The organism is Pseudomonas syringae pv. coryli str. NCPPB 4273, from assembly GCF_000972175.1.
In the GTDB taxonomy this organism is placed as follows: Bacteria; Pseudomonadota; Gammaproteobacteria; order Pseudomonadales; family Pseudomonadaceae; genus Aquipseudomonas; species Aquipseudomonas syringae.
Genome location: NZ_AWQP01000022.1, coordinates 85,111 through 105,321 on the forward strand (window position 1 = coordinate 85,111; position 20,211 = coordinate 105,321).

Genomic DNA, 20,211 nt, shown 5'->3' on the forward strand with positions numbered 1-20,211 from the left:
CCCCGCCGACAAAGCAGCCAGGGTGACCTCAAGGTCGTACACGGCACGCGCAGCTTTGAAGCATGGGTCTTTGCGGATGCACTAGAGGCAGACCCATGACCCAGGAAATCGGCGGCTTCGCCGCTCTCGAACTTCATCCAAATATCGTTGCAGCAGTCGTCGCCACTGGCTACGAAGAGCCTTCGGCCATTCAGCAGCAATCGATCCCGATTATTCTCGCCGGTCACGACATGATTGGTCAGGCGCAAACCGGTACGGGTAAAACCGCCGCGTTCGCACTGCCTATCCTGCATCGTATCGACCCGAGCAAGCGCGAGCCGCAAGCACTGATCCTGGCCCCGACCCGCGAACTGGCGCTTCAGGTTGCCACCGCGTTCGAGACCTACGCAAAACAAATGCCGGGCGTGACCGTTGTAGCGGTCTACGGCGGCGCGCCGATGGGCCCTCAGCTCAAGGCTATCCGCAACGGCGCACAGATCGTCGTCGCTACCCCGGGCCGTCTCTGCGATCACCTGCGTCGTGACGAGAAAGTCCTGGCGACCGTGAACCACCTGGTTCTCGACGAAGCGGACGAAATGCTCAAGCTGGGCTTCATGGACGACCTCGAAGTCATCTTCAAGGCCATGCCTGAAACCCGCCAGACCGTACTGTTCTCGGCCACGCTGCCACAGTCGATCCGTGCCATCGCCGAACGCCATCTGCGCGATCCGAAGCACGTCAAGATCCAGACCAAGACCCAGACCGTTACCGCGATCGAGCAGGCTCACCTGCTGGTTCACGCTGACCAGAAGACCTCGGCCGTACTGAGCCTGCTGGAAGTCGAAGACTTCGACGCCCTGATCATGTTCGTCCGCACCAAGCAGGCGACCCTGGATCTGGCCAGCGCTCTTGAAGCCAAAGGCTACAAGGCTGCCGCACTGAACGGCGACATCGCCCAGAACCAGCGCGAGCGCGTTATCGAATCCCTCAAGGATGGCCGTCTGGACATCGTTGTGGCGACCGACGTTGCTGCCCGTGGTCTTGACGTTCCGCGTATCACCCACGTATTCAACGTGGACATGCCTTACGATCCAGAGTCCTACGTTCACCGTATCGGCCGTACCGGTCGTGCCGGTCGCGAAGGTCGCGCCCTGCTGCTGGTGACGCCGCGTGAGCGCCGCATGCTGCAAGTGATCGAGCGTGTTACCGGTCAGAAGGTTGCGGAAGTCCGCCTGCCGGATGCCCAGGCCGTTCTGGATGCGCGCATCAAGAAACTGACCAACAGCCTGTCGCCGCTGGTCGCTGATGCCGAATCGACTCACGGTGATCTGCTCGATCGTCTGACTGCCGACATCGGCTGCAGCCCTCGCGCTCTTGCCGCTGCACTGCTGCGCAAGGCTACCAACGGTCAGGCACTGACCCTGGCAGCCATCGAGCGCGAGCGTCCACTGGTTCCGAACAACGCCCCGCGCGGTGATCGTCCAGAGCGCAGCAGCGACCGTGGTGATCGTCCTGAGCGCGAGCGTCGTGCGCCGGTTCCATTGGCCGAAGGCCGTGCTCGTTGCCGTACCGCGCTGGGTGCGCGTGATGGTATCGCTGCCAAGAACCTGCTGGGTGCCATTCTCAACGAAGGCGGCCTGGCCCGCGAAGCGATCGGCCGTATCCAGGTTCGTGACAGCTTCAGCCTGGTCGAACTGCCGGAAGATGGTCTTGAGCGTCTGCTGACCAAGCTCAAGGACACCCGCGTTGCTGGCAAGCAGCTCAAGCTGCGTCGCTATCGCGAAGACTGATCTGCTCTTGAGCTGATCGGCCAATAAAAAGTCCCCGACTGGTTCGGGGATTTTTTTGCTTTGGATTCAGGCAAATTGGCGCTATTGGCTTCACCCGAACCGATAGATATCCATCCCGAGCGCGCCCATGGTGAAGCCCTGATGGGCAATGCCGAAGGCACCGCCAGCGCCGCGTGCGAAATACAGCGGCAGCAGGTGCTCGTCACTGGGGTGCGCTCGAATCGAGTGAGGAGCAAGGCTGCGGTAGTCGTGCAGTGCGGCTTCGTCGTCGTTTTGCAGCTTGTCGATCATCCAGTCACGAAACGCAGCAGCCCAGGGCTCGATACTGTCGGGGCCGGCGTTCCAGTCAAGGTCACGCAGGTTATGCGTGATGCTGCCTGAACCGATGATCAGCACACCCTGTTCACGCAAGCTGGCCAGTGCCCGGCCCACGCGGGTCTGCAATTGCGGCCCCTGGCGGCTGGGCAGCGAAACCTGCACCACCGGAATATCGGCGTCCGGGTACATCAGCGACAACGGCACCCATACGCCGTGGTCGAACGGACGTCTGCTGTCGATGCGTGCAGGCAGGTCGCTGGCGTCAAGCAGATCAACCACCGTGCGCGTCAGTTCCGGCAGTCCTTGCGCCGGGTACTGCACTGCAAACAGTTGGGGCGGAAAGCCGCCGAAGTCATGCCATGTCTCGGGTTGTGGGTTGCCGTTGACGATCAGTTCATGGCTTTCCCAATGGGCAGAGACCATCACGATGGCGCGAGGCCGTGGCAGGCTGGCAGCCAGTCGCTTCAGAGCCGGGCCGCTGTCACCGGGCTCCAGCGCCAGCATGGGGGAGCCATGGGAAATAAACAGGCTGGGGAACATTTAAAGCTCCAGAATAGAGGAATGACTCATAGTCGGTCATTTTTATGATCTAAATCTAATATAAGTTCTGGCGCTTTTTTATCGAATTTTCAGGAGGTTTCATGCAGGCGGATTTTTGGCTGCAGCGCTGGAGTGCCGGGCAGATCGGCTTTCATCAGTCCGAGGTCAATCAGGACCTGCAGCAATATTGGTCCTCGTTGAGGGTTGCGCCAGGGGCGCGGGTTCTGGTGCCGTTATGTGGCAAGAGCCAGGATATGAGCTGGCTGAGGGGGCAGGGGTATCACGTGGTGGGCGCCGAGCTTTCCGAGGCGGCGGTAGAGAGCTATTTCACCGAGCGTGATGAGCAGCCGCACATCACGTCGCAGGGCGACTTCAAGGTCTACGCAGCGCCGGGTATCGAAATCTGGTGCGGTGATTTCTTCGCCCTGACTGTGCGCGATATCGGTCATTGCGCGGCGCTTTACGACCGCGCCGCGCTGATCGCCTTGCCAGCGGACATGCGTGAACGCTATGTGCGGCACCTTGAAGCGCTGATGCCGCAAGCGTGCGGCGGTTTACTGATTACCCTGGAATACGACCAGACCCTGCTCGAAGGCCCGCCATTCTCCGTCCCGCACACATGGCTGCAGAGGGTCATGTCAGGGAACTGGGAGGTCACCAAGGTCGGCGGGCAGGATACGCTGCACAGCAGTGCCAAGGGGTTGAGGGCCGGATTGGATCGTATGGATGAGCATGTTTATGTGTTGGAGCGTCAATCGCGCTGAGTGGGTCCTGAATCTCTCTGAATCGCAGAACCGTTTGACGCCCTGCGTCACACATCTTCAGTCTGGCGAGACAGCGCGCGTAAACCAGACTCAGGCTTTAAGGGTGCCTGCATTTCGTACAGTCTGAATCAGGCGTCAGCGCTCCAATGTGTGACGCGGAGCGTCACGAACTGCATTCCCACGCGGAGCGTGAGGAACGAGAGGTGTCCGGAAGAACACCTCTCATTGCTATGCGCGGGGCGAAGGCTATGGCGTTCGTGGTTCAACCGCGGCGGCGCAGGGCCTCGATGCGTTGCTCCAGCGGCGGGTGGCTCATGAACAGGCCGGCGAGGCCTTTCTTGAGGCCGGCGTTGATACCGAAAGCGGTCAGGCTGTCGGGCATGTTCACCGGGACGCCCTGTTCGGAACGCAAGCGTTGCAGCGCGCCGATCATTGCACTCGTACCCGCCAGTCGTGCACCGGCATCGTCAGCGCGGAATTCGCGTTTGCGCGAGAACCACATGACGATGGCGCTGGCCAGAAAACCCAGTACCAGCTCGGCGAAAATCGTCGTGATGTAGTAAGCGATGCCCTGACCGTTTTCAGTCTTGAAGATCACCTTGTCGACGAAATTACCGATGATGCGGGCGAAGAACATCACGAAGGTGTTCACCACACCCTGCACCAGCGCCAGCGTCACCATGTCGCCGTTGGCAACGTGGCCGATCTCGTGCGCCAGTACGGCTTTCACCTCATCCGGCGAAAAGCGCTCGAGCAGGCCCTGGCTGACCGCAACCAGGGCGTCGTTCTTGTTCCAGCCCGTGGCGAATGCGTTGGCTTCGTACGCCGGGAAAATACCGACTTCCGGCATCTTGATGCCCGCGTCACGGGACAGTTGTTCAACGGTCTGCAGCAACCATTGCTCATGGCGAGTGCGAGGCTGGCTGATGATCTGAGTACCGGTGCTCATCTTCGCCATCCACTTGGAGATGAACAGCGAGAACAGCGAGCCCGCGAAACCGAACACAGCGCAGAAGACCAGCAGCTGATTGAGGTTCAGATCAACCCCGTTGGCCGCCATGAACCCATTGAAGCCAAAAAGGCTCAGGGTGATGCTGGCAATCAGCACGACCGCAAGGTTAGTGGCCAAAAACAGCAAAATGCGCATCATGGTCGAAACGTTCTCCTCAGGTAAATATGTAACTCGATGCCGGGTATATAAGGTGATGCTTGCTGCTATTCAACAGAGGGACTATTTCAAACTGTGTCCTCTTGTCGCAATCAATGGTAATCCCGCAAGGCTGAACGGCGCCTGAGCCAGAGCGGTCGATGCCTGAAGCGTTTGTGGCAGGAGGTTCACGCTGTTTCAGGCACGCAGAAATAAACTGCCCCGAGCGGGTCGGGGCAGAGAGGTCAGGCGGGAGGGCTGTGGCTGTTTACTGCCGATAACCCTTGAGGAAGTTACCGATGCGGCCAATGGCCTGCTCCAGCTCATCGACGCGGGGCAGGGTCACGACGCGGAAGTGGTCAGGGTACGGCCAGTTGAACGCTGTGCCCTGGACCACCAGCAGCTTCTCGGAAAGCAGCAGGTCGAGGACGAACTTCTCGTCGTTGAGGATCGGGCAGACCTTCGGGTCAATGCGCGGGAACGCATACAGCGCGCCCATCGGCTTCACACAGCTGACGCCGGGAATGTCGTTGAGCAGTTCCCAGGTACGGTTGCGCTGTTCCAGCAGGCGGCCAGGGGGAAGAATCAGGTCGTTGATGCTCTGATAGCCGCCCAGCGCGGTCTGGATGGCGTGCTGGCTCGGCACGTTGGCACACAGGCGCATGTTGGCCAGAATGTCGATGCCTTCGATGTAGCTCTGCGCGTTGTGTTTCGGCCCGGAAATGGCGATCCAGCCGGAGCGGAAGCCTGCGACCCGATACGACTTGGACAGGCCGTTGAAGGTCAGGCACAGCAGGTCCGGCGCCAGCGAGGCGGTGCAGATGTGCACTGCGTCGTCATACAGGATCTTGTCGTAGATTTCGTCGGAGAACACCACCAGATTATGCTGGCGAGCCAGCTCCAGCATGCCCAGCAGTACTTCGCGCGAGTACACCGCACCTGTCGGGTTGTTCGGGTTGATGATGACCATGGCCTTGGTGTTCGGGGTGATCTTGGCCTTGATGTCTTCAAGATCAGGCCACCAGTTGGCCTGCTCGTCGCACAGGTAATGCACCGGGCTGCCACCGGACAACGCGACAGCAGCGGTCCACAGCGGGTAGTCGGGGGCCGGAACCAGCACTTCGTCGCCATTGTTGAGCAACGCCTGCATCGACATCACGATCAGCTCGGACACGCCGTTGCCCAGGTAGATGTCTTCGATGCCGACGCCTTCGACCTGCTTCTGCTGGTAATACTGCATCACCGCCTTGCGGGCGCTGAACAGACCCTTGGAGTCGCTGTAGCCTTGCGCAGTAGGCAAGTTACGGATCACGTCCTGCAGGATTTCGTCCGGCGCCTCGAAACCAAACGGTGCCGGGTTGCCGATGTTCAGCTTGAGGATGCGATGGCCTTCCTCTTCCAGGCGTTTGGCGTGCTTGAGCACCGGCCCGCGAATGTCATAGCAGACGTTTGCGAGCTTGTTCGATTTGTTGAACTGCATGGTGATGATCCCGAAAATGGACGAGCTGTCGCCGGCTTGCAATGAAGGTCGCTACATTCGCCATGAAAATGGGTTTGTGTACGACAAACGCGGGTGCCAGACTGACGTCTGACCTGGCGCAATGATACGTGCCACCTGATCTGCGGAAAAGGTACAGATCAGGGTTTTTCGAATTCGGAGGTGTACCTGTGGAAAAGTTGGAAAAAACGCTGGAAGAGTGGAAGCAGAAGCTCGACCCGGAGCAGTACAACGTCTGCCGTTTGAAAGGCACCGAGCGGCCGTTCTCCGGCAAGTACGACAAGGTTAAGACAGACGGCATTTATCACTGCATCTGCTGCGAGGAGCCACTGTTCGATTCCTCCACCAAGTTCGATTCAGGCTGCGGCTGGCCCAGCTTCTATGCGCCGCTGGAGGGCAGTGCGGTGGTCGAGGTTCGCGATATCAGCCACGGCATGATTCGTACAGAAGTGGTCTGCGCCAAATGTGATGCGCACCTGGGCCACGTGTTCCCGGATGGACCGCCACCGACCGGCCTGCGTTATTGCATCAATTCGGTCTGCCTGGATCTGGTGCCGCGTTAACAGGCTCTGTGCAGATTCAGCCAACGCCCTGTCCCAATTCCAGTATCGAGGCCTCCTTTGATGAGTGAAAACCTGCTGAGCATCCCGGTCACGACGATCAAGGGCGAACAGAAAACCCTCGCTGATTTTTCCGGCAAGGCGTTGCTGGTGGTCAACACGGCCAGCAAATGTGGCTTTACCCCTCAATACAAGGGGCTGGAGAAGCTCTGGCAGGACTACCGGGATCAGGGGTTGGTGGTGCTGGGCTTTCCCTGCAACCAGTTCGGCAAGCAGGAACCAGGCGACGAGGGGGCGATTTCCGGGTTTTGCGAGCTGAACTATGGCGTCAGCTTCCCGCTGTTCAAGAAGATCGATGTGAACGGCGAGCAGGCCCATCCGCTGTTCGTGCAGCTCAAGCAGCAGGCTCCGGGGTTGTTGGGCACGGAGCGCATCAAGTGGAATTTCACCAAGTTCCTGATTGGCCAGGATGGTCGGCTGGTCAAGCGTTTTGCGCCATTGACCAAGCCTGAGGAATTGACGGGCGAGATCGAGGCGCTGTTGCGCTGAGCCTTCAGTCGATACCAGTAATGGGTATCCACTGATCCAGAATGCTGACCAGTTCGGCGCGCCGGAACGGCTTGGCCAGATAGTCATTCATGCCTGCCGCCTTGCAGCGCTCGCGTTCATCGGGCATGGCATTGGCGGTAAGGGCAACGATCGGCAGGTTCGGCCAGCGGCCACTGCTGCGGATCTGGCGGCTGGCTTCATAGCCGTCCATGACCGGCATGTTGCAGTCCATCAATACCAGGTCGAAATGGCCTTGTTCCAGCTGTTCCAGGGCCTCGCCGCCATGGCTGCTGATGATCACTTCGCAACCCAGCTTGCCGAGGATGCCCTTGGCGACCAGCTGATTGACCGGGTTGTCCTCTACCAGTAACACCCGCGCCAGACGTGGCGCAGTGTGTTCGAGCGCCTGCGTGTCCTTGAGCCCCGTTTCTTCCTGACCCAGTATGCGCCGCAGCGTGTGGTAAAGCGCATTGCGCGCCAGTGGTCGGGCCTGCTGTTGCAGCGGGGCCAGGGCGGCAACCTGTTCGCCAGGCATGAAGTTGCCATAGGCGGTCACCAGCAGGATCGGCACGGGCGTCGTGGGTCGAATCGTAAACAGGCATTCGGGACAGTCGGTGATGACCAGATCGGAACTGCCGTCGAGGTCCACTGCTTGTGCGCGATCGTCGATGCTGCGTCGCTTGAGGTTGACCCCCCAGAACGGCAGCAGACTGCCCAGCAGCTCTACCAGTCCGCTGCCTGCCGAGCTGACCACCGTCACCCGGCCCTTGAGCGGGGTCTGAGTGACCGCAGGCACGTGGACCGGCAGCGGCAGCTCGGCGCAGAACTGGCTGCCGAAACCGGACTGCGACTGGATGCTCAACGTGCCATTCATGGCCTCGCAGAGGTTGTTGGTCAGCGCCAGGCCCAGTCCGGTGCCGCCGTACTGGCGGGTGATGGCCGTCTCAGCCTGGGTGAACGGCTGGAAGATTCGGGTCTGGGCGTCCTGCGCAATGCCGATGCCGGTGTCGCGGACTTCGATGCGCACCCGGTTTTCACCGGAGCTGGCGTCCCGATGGTGAGTCAGGCGCACATCCACACGCCCGAAACGGGTGAACTTGAGGGCGTTGGACAGCAGGTTACTGACGATCTGACGCACCCTGGTCGGATCGCCGGTGACCATGGCCGGGAAGTCCGGCGCGATCAGGCAGGTCAGCTCCACACTGGGGGCCGCGTTCTGCGACAGCAGATTGGCGGTGTCCTCAATCAACATCCCCAGGTCGAAAGGAATGCGCTCGATCTCCAGGTGACCGGCATCGAACTTGGACATGTCGAGAATATCGTTGAGCAGCTCGACCAGCACCTTGCCGGAGTCGTGGGCGATCATCAGCTGCTGGCGCTGTTCGGCCCCCAGCGGACTGTCCAGTGACAGTGCCAGCATGCCCAGCAGACCGTTGAGCGGTGTACGAATCTCGTGGCTCATGTGCGCCAGAAACGCCGAGCGCGCATGGGCCATGTCCAGCGCCGTGCTGCGTGCTATCTGCAGTTCCTCATTGGACTCGCGCAGGCGCAGGTTGCTGGCCTTGAGCTCGTTGGTGCGCGCCGAGACGATGTTTTCCAGTTCGTTGAGATGGTCGGTCAGCCGGTCCTCGGCCGCGCGTCGCCTGGAAAACTCGCTGCTCATGGTTTCAAACTGACGGTTGAATGTCTCGACCAGCACGCCGATTTCATCCTGGGCATGGTAGGGCGGGCAGGTGATTTTACTTTGGTCAGGGTTACGCGGATCGCGACTGCTCAATTCGCGGATCACCCTCACCAGCGGCTTGGTCAGGGTCGCGTAAAACAGAATGGTCAGAATCCCGGCCAGCGCCAGGCTGCGCACAAAGCCGTTGAGCAGGGTGATTTCAGCGCGTTGCAGAAAATGGCTGCCGAACGCGAAGGTGTCCACGGTCAGGTACAGTGTGCCGATGGTTTCATTGGGCAGGTGATTAAGGTGCAGCTTTTCCTGGAACTGCCGGCTTTCGCCGAACAGCCAGTCGCTTAACACCCGGTAACGCCCGGTGGCCATGGGGCGCTCGACGCTGGAGAGCACAGCGTCGTTGTTATCGGTAAGCCTGGCGCTGACCACGGCAGGTGAGCGCAGCAGGCCGAGTGTGAGTTCCTGGGCCAGCTCGGAGTCGATGTTGTAGGCGATGCGCGACGCCGGGTTCTGGATGATTTCCAGCAGTGACTTGATTTCACGATTGATGGAAGCGTCTTCGCTGGCATAATCGATCGCTATCTGGAACAGGCTCAGCAAGGTCCCCAGCACGAAGCCGATCGATACAGCCAGGCGCGCCTGCTTGAACGACAGCCTGTTTTTGAGCGATATATCCATGAGTACTGCCACTTCTGGTGCCCGGTGCCGGCCAAGCATAGCCGATCGGCACCGCTGACTAATCAGTTAAATATAAGGAGATCCCGTGGATTCTCGGTTGGATGCTTTTCTGCAGCGCGCCGACGCCGTGCTGGCCCGACTGGAGCCCTTGCTGCCGGCGCTGCGCGAGCCGGTCGACTGGTCGCAGGCACTGGCCGCGCGCTGGGTGCGAGAAGGCCGCAGCGGTTACCTGATGCCGTTGCAAGTGAGCCTCGATACACGCCTGACCGACCTGATTGGCGTCGACCTGCAGCGCGATCAGTTGGGGCGCAATACCCGCCAGTTCATCGACGGGCTGCCTGCCAACCACGCCTTGCTCTGGGGTTCGCGCGGCACCGGCAAGTCATCCTTGATCCGCGCGCTGCTGGCCGAGTACGCCCCGGTCGGGCTGCGTCTGATCGAGATCGAACGCGACCATCTGGGTGATTTGCCGCGTGTGGTCGAGCAACTGCACAAGCTGCCCCAGCGTTTCGTGCTGTTCTGCGATGACCTGTCGTTCGAGTCGGGCGAGGGTGATTATCGCGTGCTGAAAAGTGTGCTCGACGGCTCGCTGGAGCAGGCGCCAGATAACGTGCTGCTGTACGCGACCTCCAATCGTCGTCACCTGGTGCCCGAGAAGGAAAGTGACAACGTTGACTGGAAGCACGTTGACGGTGAACTGCACCCCAGTGAGGCCGTCGAAGACAAGATCGCCTTGTCTGACCGGTTCGGGCTATGGCTGTCGTTCTATCCGTTCACTCAGGAGCATTATCTGAACGTGGTCGAGCACTGGATCACGCAATTGGCGCAAAAAGCCGGATTGCAGTGGCAGCGCGACGAAAACCTGGAAAAAGCCGCGATTCGCTGGGCAACCGCGCGCGGCAATCGCAATGGCCGCTGCGCCTACCAATTTGCACGTTACTGGGTAGGACTTGAATTGTTGGAGCAACACACATGATTGATTTGCAAAACACCGGCGCTGGCCTGGACGGCTACGGCCTGCTGGCCGCCCAGCTTGAGGCGCTGCTGGCCGACGAGCGCGACTTCATCGCCAATGCGGCGCAGTTCTCGGCGTTTCTCTACACCCAGCTCGACAATCTGAACTGGGCGGGCTTTTACCTCAATCGCAACGAAGAACTGGTGCTGGGGCCGTTTCAGGGTCAGATCGCCTGTGTACGCATTCCTTTCGGCCGCGGCGTTTGCGGGGCGGCCGCGCAGAGTCGGCAAACCCAGCGCGTTCAGGACGTTCACGAATTTCCCGGACACATTGCCTGCGACAGTGCATCGAACAGCGAGTTGGTAGTGCCATTGATCAAGGAGGGGCGTCTGATCGGTGTGCTGGACCTGGACAGTCCGAGTGTGGGTCGTTTCAACGAGGAGGATCAGGCGGGTATCGAGCGTCTTGCGGCTATCTTTCTGGCATCGACCGACTGCTGAGCCGGCCGGCCGCTGCCCGGAGCACAATTCCGGCAGCGGCGGGGCAGTCATCAATCGTAGATGACTTTCTTCTTCCATTCCGATTCGGTGTCGTCCTGCTTCAGGCCTTCGGTCAGTGCGTTGTCGTCGTCTTCGGTCGGTGCGGTGTTGGTCAACACTACCGAGTTGGCACGGGCCAGTTGTTTTTCCATCGCCAGCAGTTGCTGTTGATAAGTGACCGGGTCCGGCTGGTTGCGCAAATACTGTACGCCGCGCTCGAATGCCAGACGCGCCTGACCTGGCTGATCCTGAGAAAGTGCGGTCTGGCCGAGGTTGTTGAAGAATTCGATGTGCAGGTTGACCAGAATCGTGCGGATTTCACGGATCCAGTGTTTCGCTTCGCTGGTCTGCAGAAAACCGTCATGCGCAGCGCGCGTCACCTGACCATGCAGGGCTTCCAGCAGAAAGCGCACGTCCTTGGCCTTGGCTTCGGTCTGGATCGGTGTGACCGGGTTGGGTATCTCGATGCCTTCGCCCTTGGCGATCTGCTCTTCCAGTTCGCCGATGCGGTGCTTGAGCTGAGCGTTGCCTTTCTCCATGTTCAGCATGCGCTGCACGACGTTCAGCTCCAGCCGCGCCAGCAACAGCTTCAAGGCGGGGGACATCAGCTGGCCCGGGAACACTTCGGTGATCTCGCTGCAGCGACGCAGGCGATCGCCGAGTTCGACCTTGGTGCGAGCCTTCTCCAGTTTGCCGTTTTCAGCGACGTGATTCAGGTAGCCGATCGCGATGAGCAGTGCGATACCTGCTACTACCATCAGCGTGATCATGAGTGGAGTCACTGTGCAAACCTCATTCGTTCAATTAGTTTTAGTGCGAGTGTAGTGGCTAAGCACTACTGCGCATAGATGTCCCTCTCGGAGTTTGTCGGCATCTGTTCTATATAGATGAGGGGAGATTGATCGGCCGCGCGCCTGGCGACAGTCGGTCAGCGTCCGAACGGCATCGAAGTTATTGATTTCAATAAATTTTCACATGGGGGTTGACGACCCCTCAATCCATCCATAGAATGCGCGCCACTTACAGCGTAAAGCACACAGCGTAGCGCAAATAAGTAGTGAATGTTGTACGTGTGTCCCCTTCGTCTAGTGGCCTAGGACACCGCCCTTTCACGGCGGTAACAGGGGTTCGAGTCCCCTAGGGGACGCCATTGCGGGAATAGCTCAGTTGGTAGAGCACGACCTTGCCAAGGTCGGGGTCGCGAGTTCGAGTCTCGTTTCCCGCTCCAGTTTTAAGCAGCTTTGCCTTAGGGCAGGGTTGAGTGAAACCAGAACACATCCTCGGATGATGTCTGGAACTGAAACACACACCATGGTGTTTCAGGCAGTGTCCCCTTCGTCTAGTGGCCTAGGACACCGCCCTTTCACGGCGGTAACAGGGGTTCGAGTCCCCTAGGGGACGCCATATTGCGGGAATAGCTCAGTTGGTAGAGCACGACCTTGCCAAGGTCGGGGTCGCGAGTTCGAGTCTCGTTTCCCGCTCCAAATTCACAAAAACGCCGCTCAACAGAGCGGCGTTTTTGTTTGTGCGTTTTAAGCCAGATGTTTTAACGTCATAGGGTTTTAACGTTATATAAAGGAACGCCGCCCTAAGAGCGGCGTTTTTTCGTTTCAGGCTCAAGGCATCTGCGGCAATTCATTTGGCCGCATGTCGAACACCAACACCTCTGCGTCAACCCCTGCGCTCAGGCTCAGCGTCTGTTCGTCGCGTACACGCACGCCATCCCCTTCGCCCAGTTGCTCGCCATTGAGCATCACACTGCCACGGGCAACGTGCACGTAGGCATAGCGGTTGGCTGCCAGCTCCAGGGTGGCGGTTTCATCGCCATCGAACAGGCCGGCATATACGCGAGCGTCCTGGCGCACTTTGAGCGCACCGTTCTCGCCTTCCGGCGAAATGATCAACTGCAAGCGACCGCGTTTCTGCTCGGGGCTGAAATGCTTTTCCTGGTAGTTGGGCGTCGCGCCTGCAACATTCGGCACGATCCAGATCTGCAGAAAATGCACGCCCTCGGTGTGCGAGTGGTTGAACTCGCTGTGCGCCACACCGGTACCGGCGCTCATCAACTGCACATCGCCAGGGCGAATCACCGAGCCAGTGCCCAGCGTATCCTTGTGTTCCAGCGCGCCTTCCAGCACGTAGGAAAAGATCTCCATGTCCCGGTGAGGATGCTGGCCGAAGCCTTTGCCTGCACTGACACGGTCATCGTTGATCACCAGCAGGTCGGAAAAGCCCTGTTCCTGCGGGTTGCGATAGCCGGCAAAGGAAAAGGTGTGAAAGGATTTCAACCAGCCATGATCGGCTGCACCACGATCGGAGGCTTTGCGAAGAGTCAGCATGATTCTTTCTCCATCTATCGACGCTGCACATTCAGCAATCGATCACGTAGGACGAAGAGTACGGCTTATCGACTGTCGCAATAAGTAGCTGAAATATGAATGACTGTCTCTCTGAGGTTGACAGTGTTCAACGCTGCGTTACGCTCTGTCGAACGCCATTAGCGCTTGATCAGGTCGCAACACATGAACCCTTTTGAAGACATGCGCATGTTCTGCCAGGTAATGGAGTCCGGCAGCCTGACCGCTGCGTCCGACAAGCTGGGCCTGTCCAAGCAGTTTGTCAGTCGTCGCCTGATGCAACTGGAGGAGCGTCTGGGCGTACGCCTGCTCAACCGCTCGACGCGACGTCTGGATGTCACGCCGTTGGGACAGAGTTACTACGAATCGGCCCTGCGTCTGCTCGCCGAGCTGGAGCAGGTGGAGCAGGGCATCACCGGGCAGAACAACGAACCGCGTGGCACCCTGCGCGTGAGTGCGCCGCTGTCGTTTGCCGTTACGCACCTTGCATGCCTGCTGCCGTTGTTTTTGCAGCGCTATCGCGAGGTGGCGGTGGAAGTGGACCTGAGTGATCGTCCGGTGGATGTGATCAGCGAAGGCTACGACGTGGTGCTGCGTATCGGGGTGCTGGAAGACTCCAGTCTGATCGCCCGGCGCATTGCTTCTATCGACCGGGTGTACTGCGCCAGCCCGGCGTACCTGGCCGAGCGCGGCACACCACAAAAGCCCGAAGACCTGCACACCCATGATTGCCTGCCCTATGGCCACAGCCGTCAGGCGCAGTGGCGTTTTCAAGGGCAGGACAAGCCGTTGACCCTCAATGTCAGCGGGCGTATGCGCGCCAATAATGGCGAGCTGCTGAGGGAATCAGCCATTGCCGGGCTGGGCATCACCTATTTGCCGACTTTCATTGTCGGCGCGGCGTTGCGCGAGGGCCGTCTGGTCCGGGTGCTGGATGACCTGCGCCCCGAGCCGTTGACGCTGTCCGCGGTTTATCCGCAACACCGACAGGCGTCGCGACCGGTGCAGGCATTCATCGAGTTCCTGCGCGAGCGTCTGGAATCAGGTATCGAGCTGAATGATCGGCAAGCTTGAAGCAGGCTGGCACTCGATCTATTGATGATTAATTTGCATCTTAGGCTAGAACAAAAATGAATTTAGCTAATTTTTGTTCGAGTGTTAGGGTCGTTGCCGATCATTTCGATTTGCCCAACGCCAGTGGAGAACATACCTGTGCCAACGACCCTCGTCCTTTGGAGCCGACGCTTGCTGAAGGGGCTGGCGCTGAGCCTTGTGGCCTCGCTCAATACCCAGGCGGCCAATCTGATCGTCGGCGATCAGAGCTACAGCGCCCGCACCGTGATGGAAGCCGCCGGGGTCCTCGAGGACTTACCTTACGAACTGGAATGGAAGCAGTTCACCGCAGGCTCGCCGGTCGCCGAGGCCTTGAACGTCGGCAGCCTGGATATTGGCTTGCTGGGTGATTCGCCTGCGCTGTTCATGGGCGCGCTGGGGGCTCCGATCAAGGTCATCGGTGTGTCGCGACAGAACCTCAACGGCGTTGCCATCGTTGTGCGTAAGGACTCGCCAATCAAGACCGTGGCGGATCTGGCGGGCAAGAAGGTCGCCATCTGGAAAGGTTCGTTCAGCCAGCAACTGATGCTCACTGCACTGGACAAGGCCGGTATCGCCCGCGATGCCGTTGACTATCGCTACCTCAGCGCACTGGATTCCTCCCACGCGCTGGACGGCGGTTCGGTGGATGCGATTGCTACCTGGGAACCCTACGTCACTCAACAGGAACGGCAGGGCGCGCGGATTATCGCGACTGCCGAGGGCTTGATTCCGGCGCAAAGCTTCATCGTCGCCAACGATCAGGCGATCAAGGACAAGCGTGCACAGATCAGCGATTTCCTGCAGCGCCTGCAGGCCGCCCGCGCCTGGTCGGTCAGCGATCCGCAGCACAATGAACGCTACGCCAACGCGTGGGCCGCGCTGACCAAGGCCGATGCCGAGGTAGCACGCCGCTGGTTCTCCCGCGCCCAGGTGGTGGTCGTGCCGATCACTGCGCAAGTGGTGGCCGCTGCGCAGCAGACCATCGATTTTTTCAACAACGCTGGGCTGACCAAGCGTTATCCTGCCGCCAGCGTGTTTGACGAGTCGTTCAGTGCAGCGCTGGCCGATCAGGCGCAGGCAGTGCGCTGACCGTCTGCCACTGCGCTATCCGGGAGCCATTACCATGAGTTTCACATCATTGCACTGGGGCACTTACCGTCCACAGGTCGAGGACGGCAAGTTGACCGGGCTGCTGCCAGCAGAATGGGACAAGGACCCGTCTCCGATCGGCGATTCGGTTGCCGAGGCCATTACCTCACCGACCCGCATCAGACGCCCGGCGATACGCCGCAGTTTTCTTCAGCAGGCCGGTGGACGGCCGGATCTGCGTGGTCAGGAGCCGTTCATCGAGGTTTCCTGGGAGGTCGCGCTGGATCTGGTCGCCAGCGAGTTGCAGCGAGTCCGGCACGAGCACGGCAATCAGGCTATTTTCGGCGGCAGCTATGGCTGGGGCAGCGCCGGGCGTTTTCATCACGCGCAAAGCCAGTTGCATCGCTTCCTTAACTGCATCGGCGGTTATGTGTTCAGCACCGACAGCTACAGTCTGGGTGCCGGACGGGTGCTGATGCCGCACATCGTCGGCAACATGGACTGGCTGCTGGCGGCGCATACCTCCTGGAAAAACCTGGCCGAGCATTGCGAGCTGTTCGTCGCGTTCGGTGGCTTGCCCGCCAAGAATGCGCAGACCAGCCCCGGTGGGGCCAGCGACCATCTGCTGGGCGACGCGCTACAGCGTATGTCCGACGCGGGCGTGCAGTTCGTCAATGTCAGCCCGCTGCGTGACGATCTGGTTGGCCCGACGCATAACCAGTGGCTGGCGGTACGCCCCGGCAGCGACACGGCGTTGATGATGGCGCTGTCCTGGGTGTTGATCAGCGAAGGGCTGCACAACGAGGATTTCGTCCAGCGCTATACCGTGGGCTATGCGCGTTTTCGCGATTACCTGCTGGGCCACACCGATGGCCAGCCGAAAGACCCGCGCTGGGCCGAGGCGCTGACCGATATTCCTGCGCAGCAGATTGTCGAGCTGGCCCGACGCATGGCCAGCAAGCGCACCATGATCAACGTCGCCTATTCATTGCAGCGTTCTATACACGGCGAGCAACCGTTCTGGATGACCGTGACCCTGGCTGCGCTGTTGGGGCAGATCGGTTTGCCCGGTGCCGGTTTCGGTCTGGGGTATGGCTGCATGAACAACACCGGCAGTGGCCGCAAAGCGTTCTCGGGGCCGCGCTTTTCCCAGGGCAGCAACCCGGTCAAGGCGTTCATTCCGGTCGCGCGGGTGACGGACATGTTGCTCAACCCCGGGACGCCCTTCGATTACAACGGGCAGCAACGCAGGTACCCGGACATCCGCCTGGTGTACTGGGCGGGTGGCAATATCTTTCACCACCATCAGGACCTCAACCGGCTGCTGGAGGCGTGGCAGCGGCCGCAAACCATCATCGTCCACGAGCAGTTCTGGACCGCCCAGGCACGCTATGCCGACATCGTGCTGCCGGCCACCACGGCCCTGGAGCGCAATGACATCGGCAGTTCGGCCTCCGACCGTTTCATGATCGCCATGCAGCAGGCCATCGAGCCCGTGGGAGAGGCGCGTGATGACTACTCGATTCTGGCTGCGCTGTCCGAACGGCTGGGAGTGGCACAGGCGTTTACCGAAGGTCGGGATGCCGGGGAATGGCTGCACTTTATCTATGACGAGTCTCGGCAACGGGCCGAAACGTTTGGCATCACCCTGCCTGATTTCGAGCAGTTCTGGCGTGACGGTGTACTGGAAATAGACTACCCGCACACCGACAACGTGTTGCTTGAATCCTTTCGCCAAGACCCTGACGCGCATCCGTTGCCGACACCGTCCGGGCGCATCGAAATTTTCTCCGAGCGCATCGCAGGCTTTGGCTATGCCGATTGTCCCGGTCACCCGGTGTGGCTGGAAAAGCCTGCGCCGACACACGCGCTGCACCTGTTGTCCAACCAACCGAAAACCCGTTTGCACAGTCAGTACGACCACGGCAGCTACAGTCGCTCCTCGAAAATTCAGGCGCGCGAGCCGCTGACCCTTAATCCGCTGGATGCTCGCGCACGCGGGTTGGTCGATGGCGATGTGGTCAAGGTGTTCAACGAGCGGGGCGCGTTTCTGGCCGGGGTGATCGTCTCGGACGGCATTCGCCCCGGCGTAGTGCAGATTGCCACCGGTGCCTGGTTCGACCCGCTGGTGCACGGCGAACGGGGCAGCCTGGAAAAACACGGCAACCCGAATGTAATCACCGAAGATGTGGGCGCCTCCAGCCTGTCGCAGGGTTGTGCAGCGCAGACGGCATCGGTGGACATCGTCAAATGGGATCAGGACCTGCCGCCGGTGACGGCGTTCGAGCCGCCGTCACTGCTCTGACGCGTCTTATTGGTCTTTGCTGCGTGCTGCAAACGCCGCCTTGCCCACGTTCACCAGCACCGCATCGTTCTGTGGGGTGTGCACCCGACCGCACAGGACGTTGCGGTAGTGGCGCTGCAACGGGTTGCTGCGTGACAGTCCCGGATTTCCCGAGGCCTCGATGGCCAGCTCCACCGCGCGAATGGCGTTGCCGGTTACCAGGTATTTGATCTGCCCGGCGTGCTGGGCAGGTGTGTGCCCGTGAGCAGCCGATTGCAACAGGGTGCGATTGGCGAACAGCAGGGTATCGATCTGCCCGACGGTTTCCTGAAAGCGCGGCAAGGTCGACAGCGCCGCGCCGAGGTTGGAGGGCGTGCGCTGTTCGAGCCAGTGCACCAGCCAGTCGCGGGCGGATTGAGCGATGCCGTCGTAGACCGACGACAGCAGCACCGCCATCCACAGCAGGCCTGATCCATCCAGCTCGGATTGCGGTGCGCTCCACGGGCTGACGCTGACGGCGTGATCGAGCGGCACCAGCACATTGTCGAATCTGACTTCGTGGCTGCTGGTGGCGCGCATGCCCAGATGGTCCCAGTCCTCAATGATGGTGATGCCCGGCGTGTCCTTGTGGACCAGCCAGCTGCCCACCAGCGGGTCATCGTCATCGCTGCGCGCCCATACGGCAAACCAGGTCAGACCGTGGCTGCCGGTGGAGTAGATCTTGCTGCCGCTGATGCGCCAGCCTTGCGCGGTGCGGCGCGCGATGGTGCCTGGCAGGCCTCCACGCGCGGGCGTTCCCAGATCGGGCTCCACGCGCAGGGCGTTGAGCAACGCGCCCTCACGCACGGCCTGTTCGGCCACCTGCACGCGCAGATGGCTTGGCCAGTTGCGGTTTTCCTGCAGCCTTGAATGCTGCAGGTATTGCATCACCAGAATCAGCGCCGTCGACGGCTCTCCCCGGGCCACCGCGCTGATTACCTGTTGAGCACGGGGCAAGTCGGCACCGCCGCCGCCCAGTTCGGTCGGAACGGTCAGGCCAAGCAGGCCGTGAGTGTGCAGCCGCTGGAAGTTGGCATGGGGAAATTGCGCGCTGATGTCGTATTGCTCGGCAGTTTCGGCCAGCGCTGCGGTCAGTTCCGCCAGCCGTTTACTGAAGTCCTCGGCGGACTCGGGCGCGTCTTGCTGCTGGCGCGGGGTAGGGCGCAGGGTCGAGAGTGTCATGCGGGGTCCTTTTCGCAGCGTTTATTGGGCGGTGGCCTGCGCGATCTGTGCGCGCGACGCGTTGAAGGTTTTGTCGAAGCCTGTCGAAACGTCGATCCGTTTGCTCAGGATGCCCTCAGCCAGGTAAGTGTCGGCAGTGGTTTGCAGGCCCTGGACAATCTGGTCGTCAATCGGCGTGCGCTGCATTTTCGTCGCCTTGGCCACTGCGAGGTGCACCGCCAAGGGGAGGCCGGTGACTTTCGCCTGGGCCGCCGCGTACTCCTCGGGATGGGCGTTGGACCAATTGAAGGCGCGTTCCACACGCGCAACGAAATCGTCCAGTTGTACGCGCTTGCCTTCGATGGCCTTGCTGGTTGCGGCAAGGTAGAGGTGGTTGCTCAGCAGCTCGCTGCCGCTGACCAGCACCCGCGCGTCGCTTTGCGTGATGGAGATCGTGGTGTACGGGTCCCAGGTCGCCCAGGCGTCGGCATCGCCACTGTCCAGCAGCAGACGCGATTCGCTGGGCAGCAGATTGATGAAGGTGACATCACTGGTTTTCAGCCCGGCCTCATGCAGGGCGCGGATCGCCAGATAGTGGCCGATGGAGCCACGTCCGGTGACGATGCGCTTGCCCTTGAGGTCGGCAACGGTCTTGATCGGCGAGTCTTTGGGCACCAGCACCGCAGTGGTGAAGCGGCCCTGGGCATGGGTGATGCTGACCACTTTCAAGGGTGCACCTGCGCCGAGGGCAAACACATAGGGTGCATCACCCAGCGCACCGATATCCACTGCCTCGGCATTCAGCGCTTCACCCAAAGGCGCGGCCGAAGGGAACTCGGAGAACTTGATTTCGTACGGCACACCCTTGAGTTCGCCGGAGACCTGCAACAGCACTTTGAGCAGTGACTTCTGGTTGGCCACCAGCAACGGTGCCAGCTCAGCGGCCAGAACCTGCTGACCTGCCATGACGCTCAACAGCGCGCCCAGCAACAGGCTTTTGAAGGGCAGGGGGGATTTGAAAAAAGGCAGCATTTAAGTGTGTCTCCAATAGGGTGATGAATAGTCCTGATGAGCCTTTGACGCTTGTGCCAATACGCCTCACCTTTAGAGTCGGACGCAGCCTTGTGGGAGCGAGCTTGCTCGCGAAGACCCTGTTCCAGACGCAGAAAATGCACTGAATGTAGCGCCCTC

The 20,211-nt window shown here is 60.4% G+C and carries 17 protein-coding genes and 4 tRNA genes; 13 read left to right on the forward strand and 8 right to left on the reverse strand.

What is annotated here, in order from left to right; genetic code table 11:
- Nucleotides 1–95 precede the first annotated feature (95 nt).
- Nucleotides 96–1,769: a DEAD/DEAH box helicase gene (locus tag P406_RS11395; protein ID WP_003404191.1), complete on the forward strand. Its 1,674-nt coding sequence runs from the start codon at nucleotides 96–98 to the stop codon at nucleotides 1,767–1,769.
- Between the two features lie 90 nt (nucleotides 1,770–1,859).
- Here P406_RS11395 and P406_RS11400 read toward each other — a convergent pair whose 3' ends face one another.
- Nucleotides 1,860–2,627 carry a DODA-type extradiol aromatic ring-opening family dioxygenase gene (locus P406_RS11400; RefSeq protein WP_046236227.1) on the reverse strand — a complete coding sequence of 256 codons (768 nt, stop codon included), beginning with the start codon at nucleotides 2,625–2,627 and terminating at the stop codon, nucleotides 1,860–1,862.
- Nucleotides 2,628–2,728: 101 nt separating this feature from the next.
- On the opposite strand from P406_RS11400, the gene P406_RS11405 reads away from it, so the two are divergent.
- The gene (locus P406_RS11405) at nucleotides 2,729–3,391 is read left to right on the forward strand and encodes a thiopurine S-methyltransferase (protein WP_046236228.1); all 663 of its coding nucleotides are present in this window, start codon (nucleotides 2,729–2,731) and stop codon (nucleotides 3,389–3,391) included.
- Nucleotides 3,392–3,653: 262 nt separating this feature from the next.
- On the opposite strand, the gene htpX is transcribed toward P406_RS11405, so the two are convergent.
- Nucleotides 3,654–4,541 (reverse strand): protease HtpX, encoded by an 888-nt coding sequence (htpX, locus tag P406_RS11410; protein WP_003314685.1) that lies wholly within the window; start codon nucleotides 4,539–4,541, stop codon nucleotides 3,654–3,656.
- Between the two features lie 265 nt (nucleotides 4,542–4,806).
- Nucleotides 4,807–6,018, reverse strand: a complete 1,212-nt coding sequence (locus P406_RS11415) for a pyridoxal phosphate-dependent aminotransferase (protein WP_003314686.1) — start codon at nucleotides 6,016–6,018, stop codon at nucleotides 4,807–4,809.
- A 188-nt stretch (nucleotides 6,019–6,206) separates the two neighbouring features.
- On the opposite strand from P406_RS11415, the gene msrB reads away from it, so the two are divergent.
- Nucleotides 6,207–6,599 (forward strand): peptide-methionine (R)-S-oxide reductase MsrB, encoded by a 393-nt coding sequence (gene msrB / locus P406_RS11420; protein ID WP_046236229.1) that lies wholly within the window; start codon nucleotides 6,207–6,209, stop codon nucleotides 6,597–6,599.
- Between the two features lie 60 nt (nucleotides 6,600–6,659).
- On the forward strand, nucleotides 6,660–7,145 hold the full coding sequence (locus P406_RS11425) for a glutathione peroxidase (protein WP_003418059.1): 486 nt from the start codon (nucleotides 6,660–6,662) through the stop codon (nucleotides 7,143–7,145).
- Between the two features lie 4 nt (nucleotides 7,146–7,149).
- Here P406_RS11425 and P406_RS11430 read toward each other — a convergent pair whose 3' ends face one another.
- A complete protein-coding gene (locus P406_RS11430) occupies nucleotides 7,150–9,501 on the reverse strand; it encodes a hybrid sensor histidine kinase/response regulator (RefSeq protein ID WP_046236230.1) in 2,352 nt (783 codons plus the stop codon).
- Between the two features lie 85 nt (nucleotides 9,502–9,586).
- On the opposite strand from P406_RS11430, the gene P406_RS11435 reads away from it, so the two are divergent.
- Nucleotides 9,587–10,477 (forward strand): ATP-binding protein, encoded by an 891-nt coding sequence (locus P406_RS11435; protein WP_046236231.1) that lies wholly within the window; start codon nucleotides 9,587–9,589, stop codon nucleotides 10,475–10,477.
- On the forward strand, nucleotides 10,474–10,956 hold the full coding sequence (msrC, locus tag P406_RS11440) for a free L-methionine (R)-S-oxide reductase MsrC (RefSeq protein WP_046236232.1): 483 nt from the start codon (nucleotides 10,474–10,476) through the stop codon (nucleotides 10,954–10,956). Before P406_RS11435 ends, msrC begins: the two co-directional genes overlap by 4 nt.
- Nucleotides 10,957–11,006: 50 nt before the next feature.
- Here the strand turns inward: msrC and P406_RS11445 are convergent, their stop codons facing one another.
- Nucleotides 11,007–11,765, reverse strand: coding sequence for a hypothetical protein (locus tag P406_RS11445; protein WP_004411141.1), 759 nt, complete (start codon nucleotides 11,763–11,765; stop codon nucleotides 11,007–11,009).
- Nucleotides 11,766–12,069: 304 nt separating this feature from the next.
- Between P406_RS11445 and P406_RS11450 the strand changes: the two genes are divergently transcribed.
- The 4 genes from P406_RS11450 to P406_RS11465 all read left to right on the forward strand — a co-directional run bounded on the left by P406_RS11450 (nucleotide 12,070) and on the right by P406_RS11465 (nucleotide 12,479).
- Nucleotides 12,070–12,145, forward strand: a tRNA-Glu gene (locus tag P406_RS11450).
- A gap of 2 nt (nucleotides 12,146–12,147) precedes the next feature.
- Nucleotides 12,148–12,223 (forward strand) — tRNA-Gly (locus tag P406_RS11455).
- A 100-nt stretch (nucleotides 12,224–12,323) separates the two neighbouring features.
- Nucleotides 12,324–12,399: transfer RNA gene (locus P406_RS11460), tRNA-Glu, on the forward strand.
- A 4-nt stretch (nucleotides 12,400–12,403) separates the two neighbouring features.
- A tRNA-Gly gene (locus P406_RS11465) sits at nucleotides 12,404–12,479 on the forward strand.
- Nucleotides 12,480–12,611: 132 nt separating this feature from the next.
- Here the strand turns inward: P406_RS11465 and P406_RS11470 are convergent.
- Nucleotides 12,612–13,334: a pirin family protein gene (locus tag P406_RS11470; RefSeq protein WP_046236233.1), complete on the reverse strand. Its 723-nt coding sequence runs from the start codon at nucleotides 13,332–13,334 to the stop codon at nucleotides 12,612–12,614.
- Between the two features lie 183 nt (nucleotides 13,335–13,517).
- On the opposite strand from P406_RS11470, the gene P406_RS11475 reads away from it, so the two are divergent.
- The 3 genes from P406_RS11475 (at nucleotide 13,518) to P406_RS11485 (ending at nucleotide 17,841) form a co-directional block, all read left to right on the forward strand.
- Entirely contained in the window at nucleotides 13,518–14,426 is a 909-nt protein-coding gene (locus P406_RS11475) for a LysR family transcriptional regulator (protein WP_046236234.1), read from the forward strand.
- A 138-nt stretch (nucleotides 14,427–14,564) separates the two neighbouring features.
- Nucleotides 14,565–15,536 carry an ABC transporter substrate-binding protein gene (locus P406_RS11480; RefSeq protein WP_082100778.1) on the forward strand — a complete coding sequence of 324 codons (972 nt, stop codon included), beginning with the start codon at nucleotides 14,565–14,567 and terminating at the stop codon, nucleotides 15,534–15,536.
- Between the two features lie 34 nt (nucleotides 15,537–15,570).
- The gene (locus tag P406_RS11485) at nucleotides 15,571–17,841 is read left to right on the forward strand and encodes a molybdopterin guanine dinucleotide-containing S/N-oxide reductase (protein ID WP_046236236.1); all 2,271 of its coding nucleotides are present in this window, start codon (nucleotides 15,571–15,573) and stop codon (nucleotides 17,839–17,841) included.
- A 6-nt stretch (nucleotides 17,842–17,847) separates the two neighbouring features.
- Here the strand turns inward: P406_RS11485 and P406_RS11490 are convergent, their stop codons facing one another.
- Both P406_RS11490 and P406_RS11495 read right to left on the reverse strand, forming a co-directional pair.
- Nucleotides 17,848–19,041, reverse strand: a complete 1,194-nt coding sequence (locus P406_RS11490; protein ID WP_046236237.1) for an acyl-CoA dehydrogenase family protein — start codon at nucleotides 19,039–19,041, stop codon at nucleotides 17,848–17,850.
- Between the two features lie 21 nt (nucleotides 19,042–19,062).
- The gene (locus tag P406_RS11495) at nucleotides 19,063–20,052 is read right to left on the reverse strand and encodes an ABC transporter substrate-binding protein (RefSeq protein WP_046236238.1); all 990 of its coding nucleotides are present in this window, start codon (nucleotides 20,050–20,052) and stop codon (nucleotides 19,063–19,065) included.
- Nucleotides 20,053–20,211: the final 159 nt, after the last annotated feature.

What these genes read in the sequence shown, in the direction of transcription:
- P406_RS11395 (WP_003404191.1), top strand. Translation starts at nt 96, where the DNA reads ATGACCCAGGAAATCGGCGGCTTCGCCGCTCTCGAACTTCATCCAAAT.
- P406_RS11400 (WP_046236227.1), bottom strand. Translation starts at nt 2,627, where the DNA reads ATGTTCCCCAGCCTGTTTATTTCCCATGGCTCCCCCATGCTGGCGCTG.
- P406_RS11470 (WP_046236233.1), bottom strand. Translation starts at nt 13,334, where the DNA reads ATGCTGACTCTTCGCAAAGCCTCCGATCGTGGTGCAGCCGATCATGGC.
- htpX (WP_003314685.1), bottom strand. Translation starts at nt 4,541, where the DNA reads ATGATGCGCATTTTGCTGTTTTTGGCCACTAACCTTGCGGTCGTGCTG.
- P406_RS11445 (WP_004411141.1), bottom strand. Translation starts at nt 11,765, where the DNA reads ATGATCACGCTGATGGTAGTAGCAGGTATCGCACTGCTCATCGCGATC.
- P406_RS11475 (WP_046236234.1), top strand. Translation starts at nt 13,518, where the DNA reads ATGAACCCTTTTGAAGACATGCGCATGTTCTGCCAGGTAATGGAGTCC.
- P406_RS11495 (WP_046236238.1), bottom strand. Translation starts at nt 20,052, where the DNA reads ATGCTGCCTTTTTTCAAATCCCCCCTGCCCTTCAAAAGCCTGTTGCTG.
- P406_RS11405 (WP_046236228.1), top strand. Translation starts at nt 2,729, where the DNA reads ATGCAGGCGGATTTTTGGCTGCAGCGCTGGAGTGCCGGGCAGATCGGC.
- P406_RS11430 (WP_046236230.1), bottom strand. Translation starts at nt 9,501, where the DNA reads ATGGATATATCGCTCAAAAACAGGCTGTCGTTCAAGCAGGCGCGCCTG.
- P406_RS11485 (WP_046236236.1), top strand. Translation starts at nt 15,571, where the DNA reads ATGAGTTTCACATCATTGCACTGGGGCACTTACCGTCCACAGGTCGAG.
- P406_RS11425 (WP_003418059.1), top strand. Translation starts at nt 6,660, where the DNA reads ATGAGTGAAAACCTGCTGAGCATCCCGGTCACGACGATCAAGGGCGAA.
- P406_RS11490 (WP_046236237.1), bottom strand. Translation starts at nt 19,041, where the DNA reads ATGACACTCTCGACCCTGCGCCCTACCCCGCGCCAGCAGCAAGACGCG.
- P406_RS11415 (WP_003314686.1), bottom strand. Translation starts at nt 6,018, where the DNA reads ATGCAGTTCAACAAATCGAACAAGCTCGCAAACGTCTGCTATGACATT.
- msrC (WP_046236232.1), top strand. Translation starts at nt 10,474, where the DNA reads ATGATTGATTTGCAAAACACCGGCGCTGGCCTGGACGGCTACGGCCTG.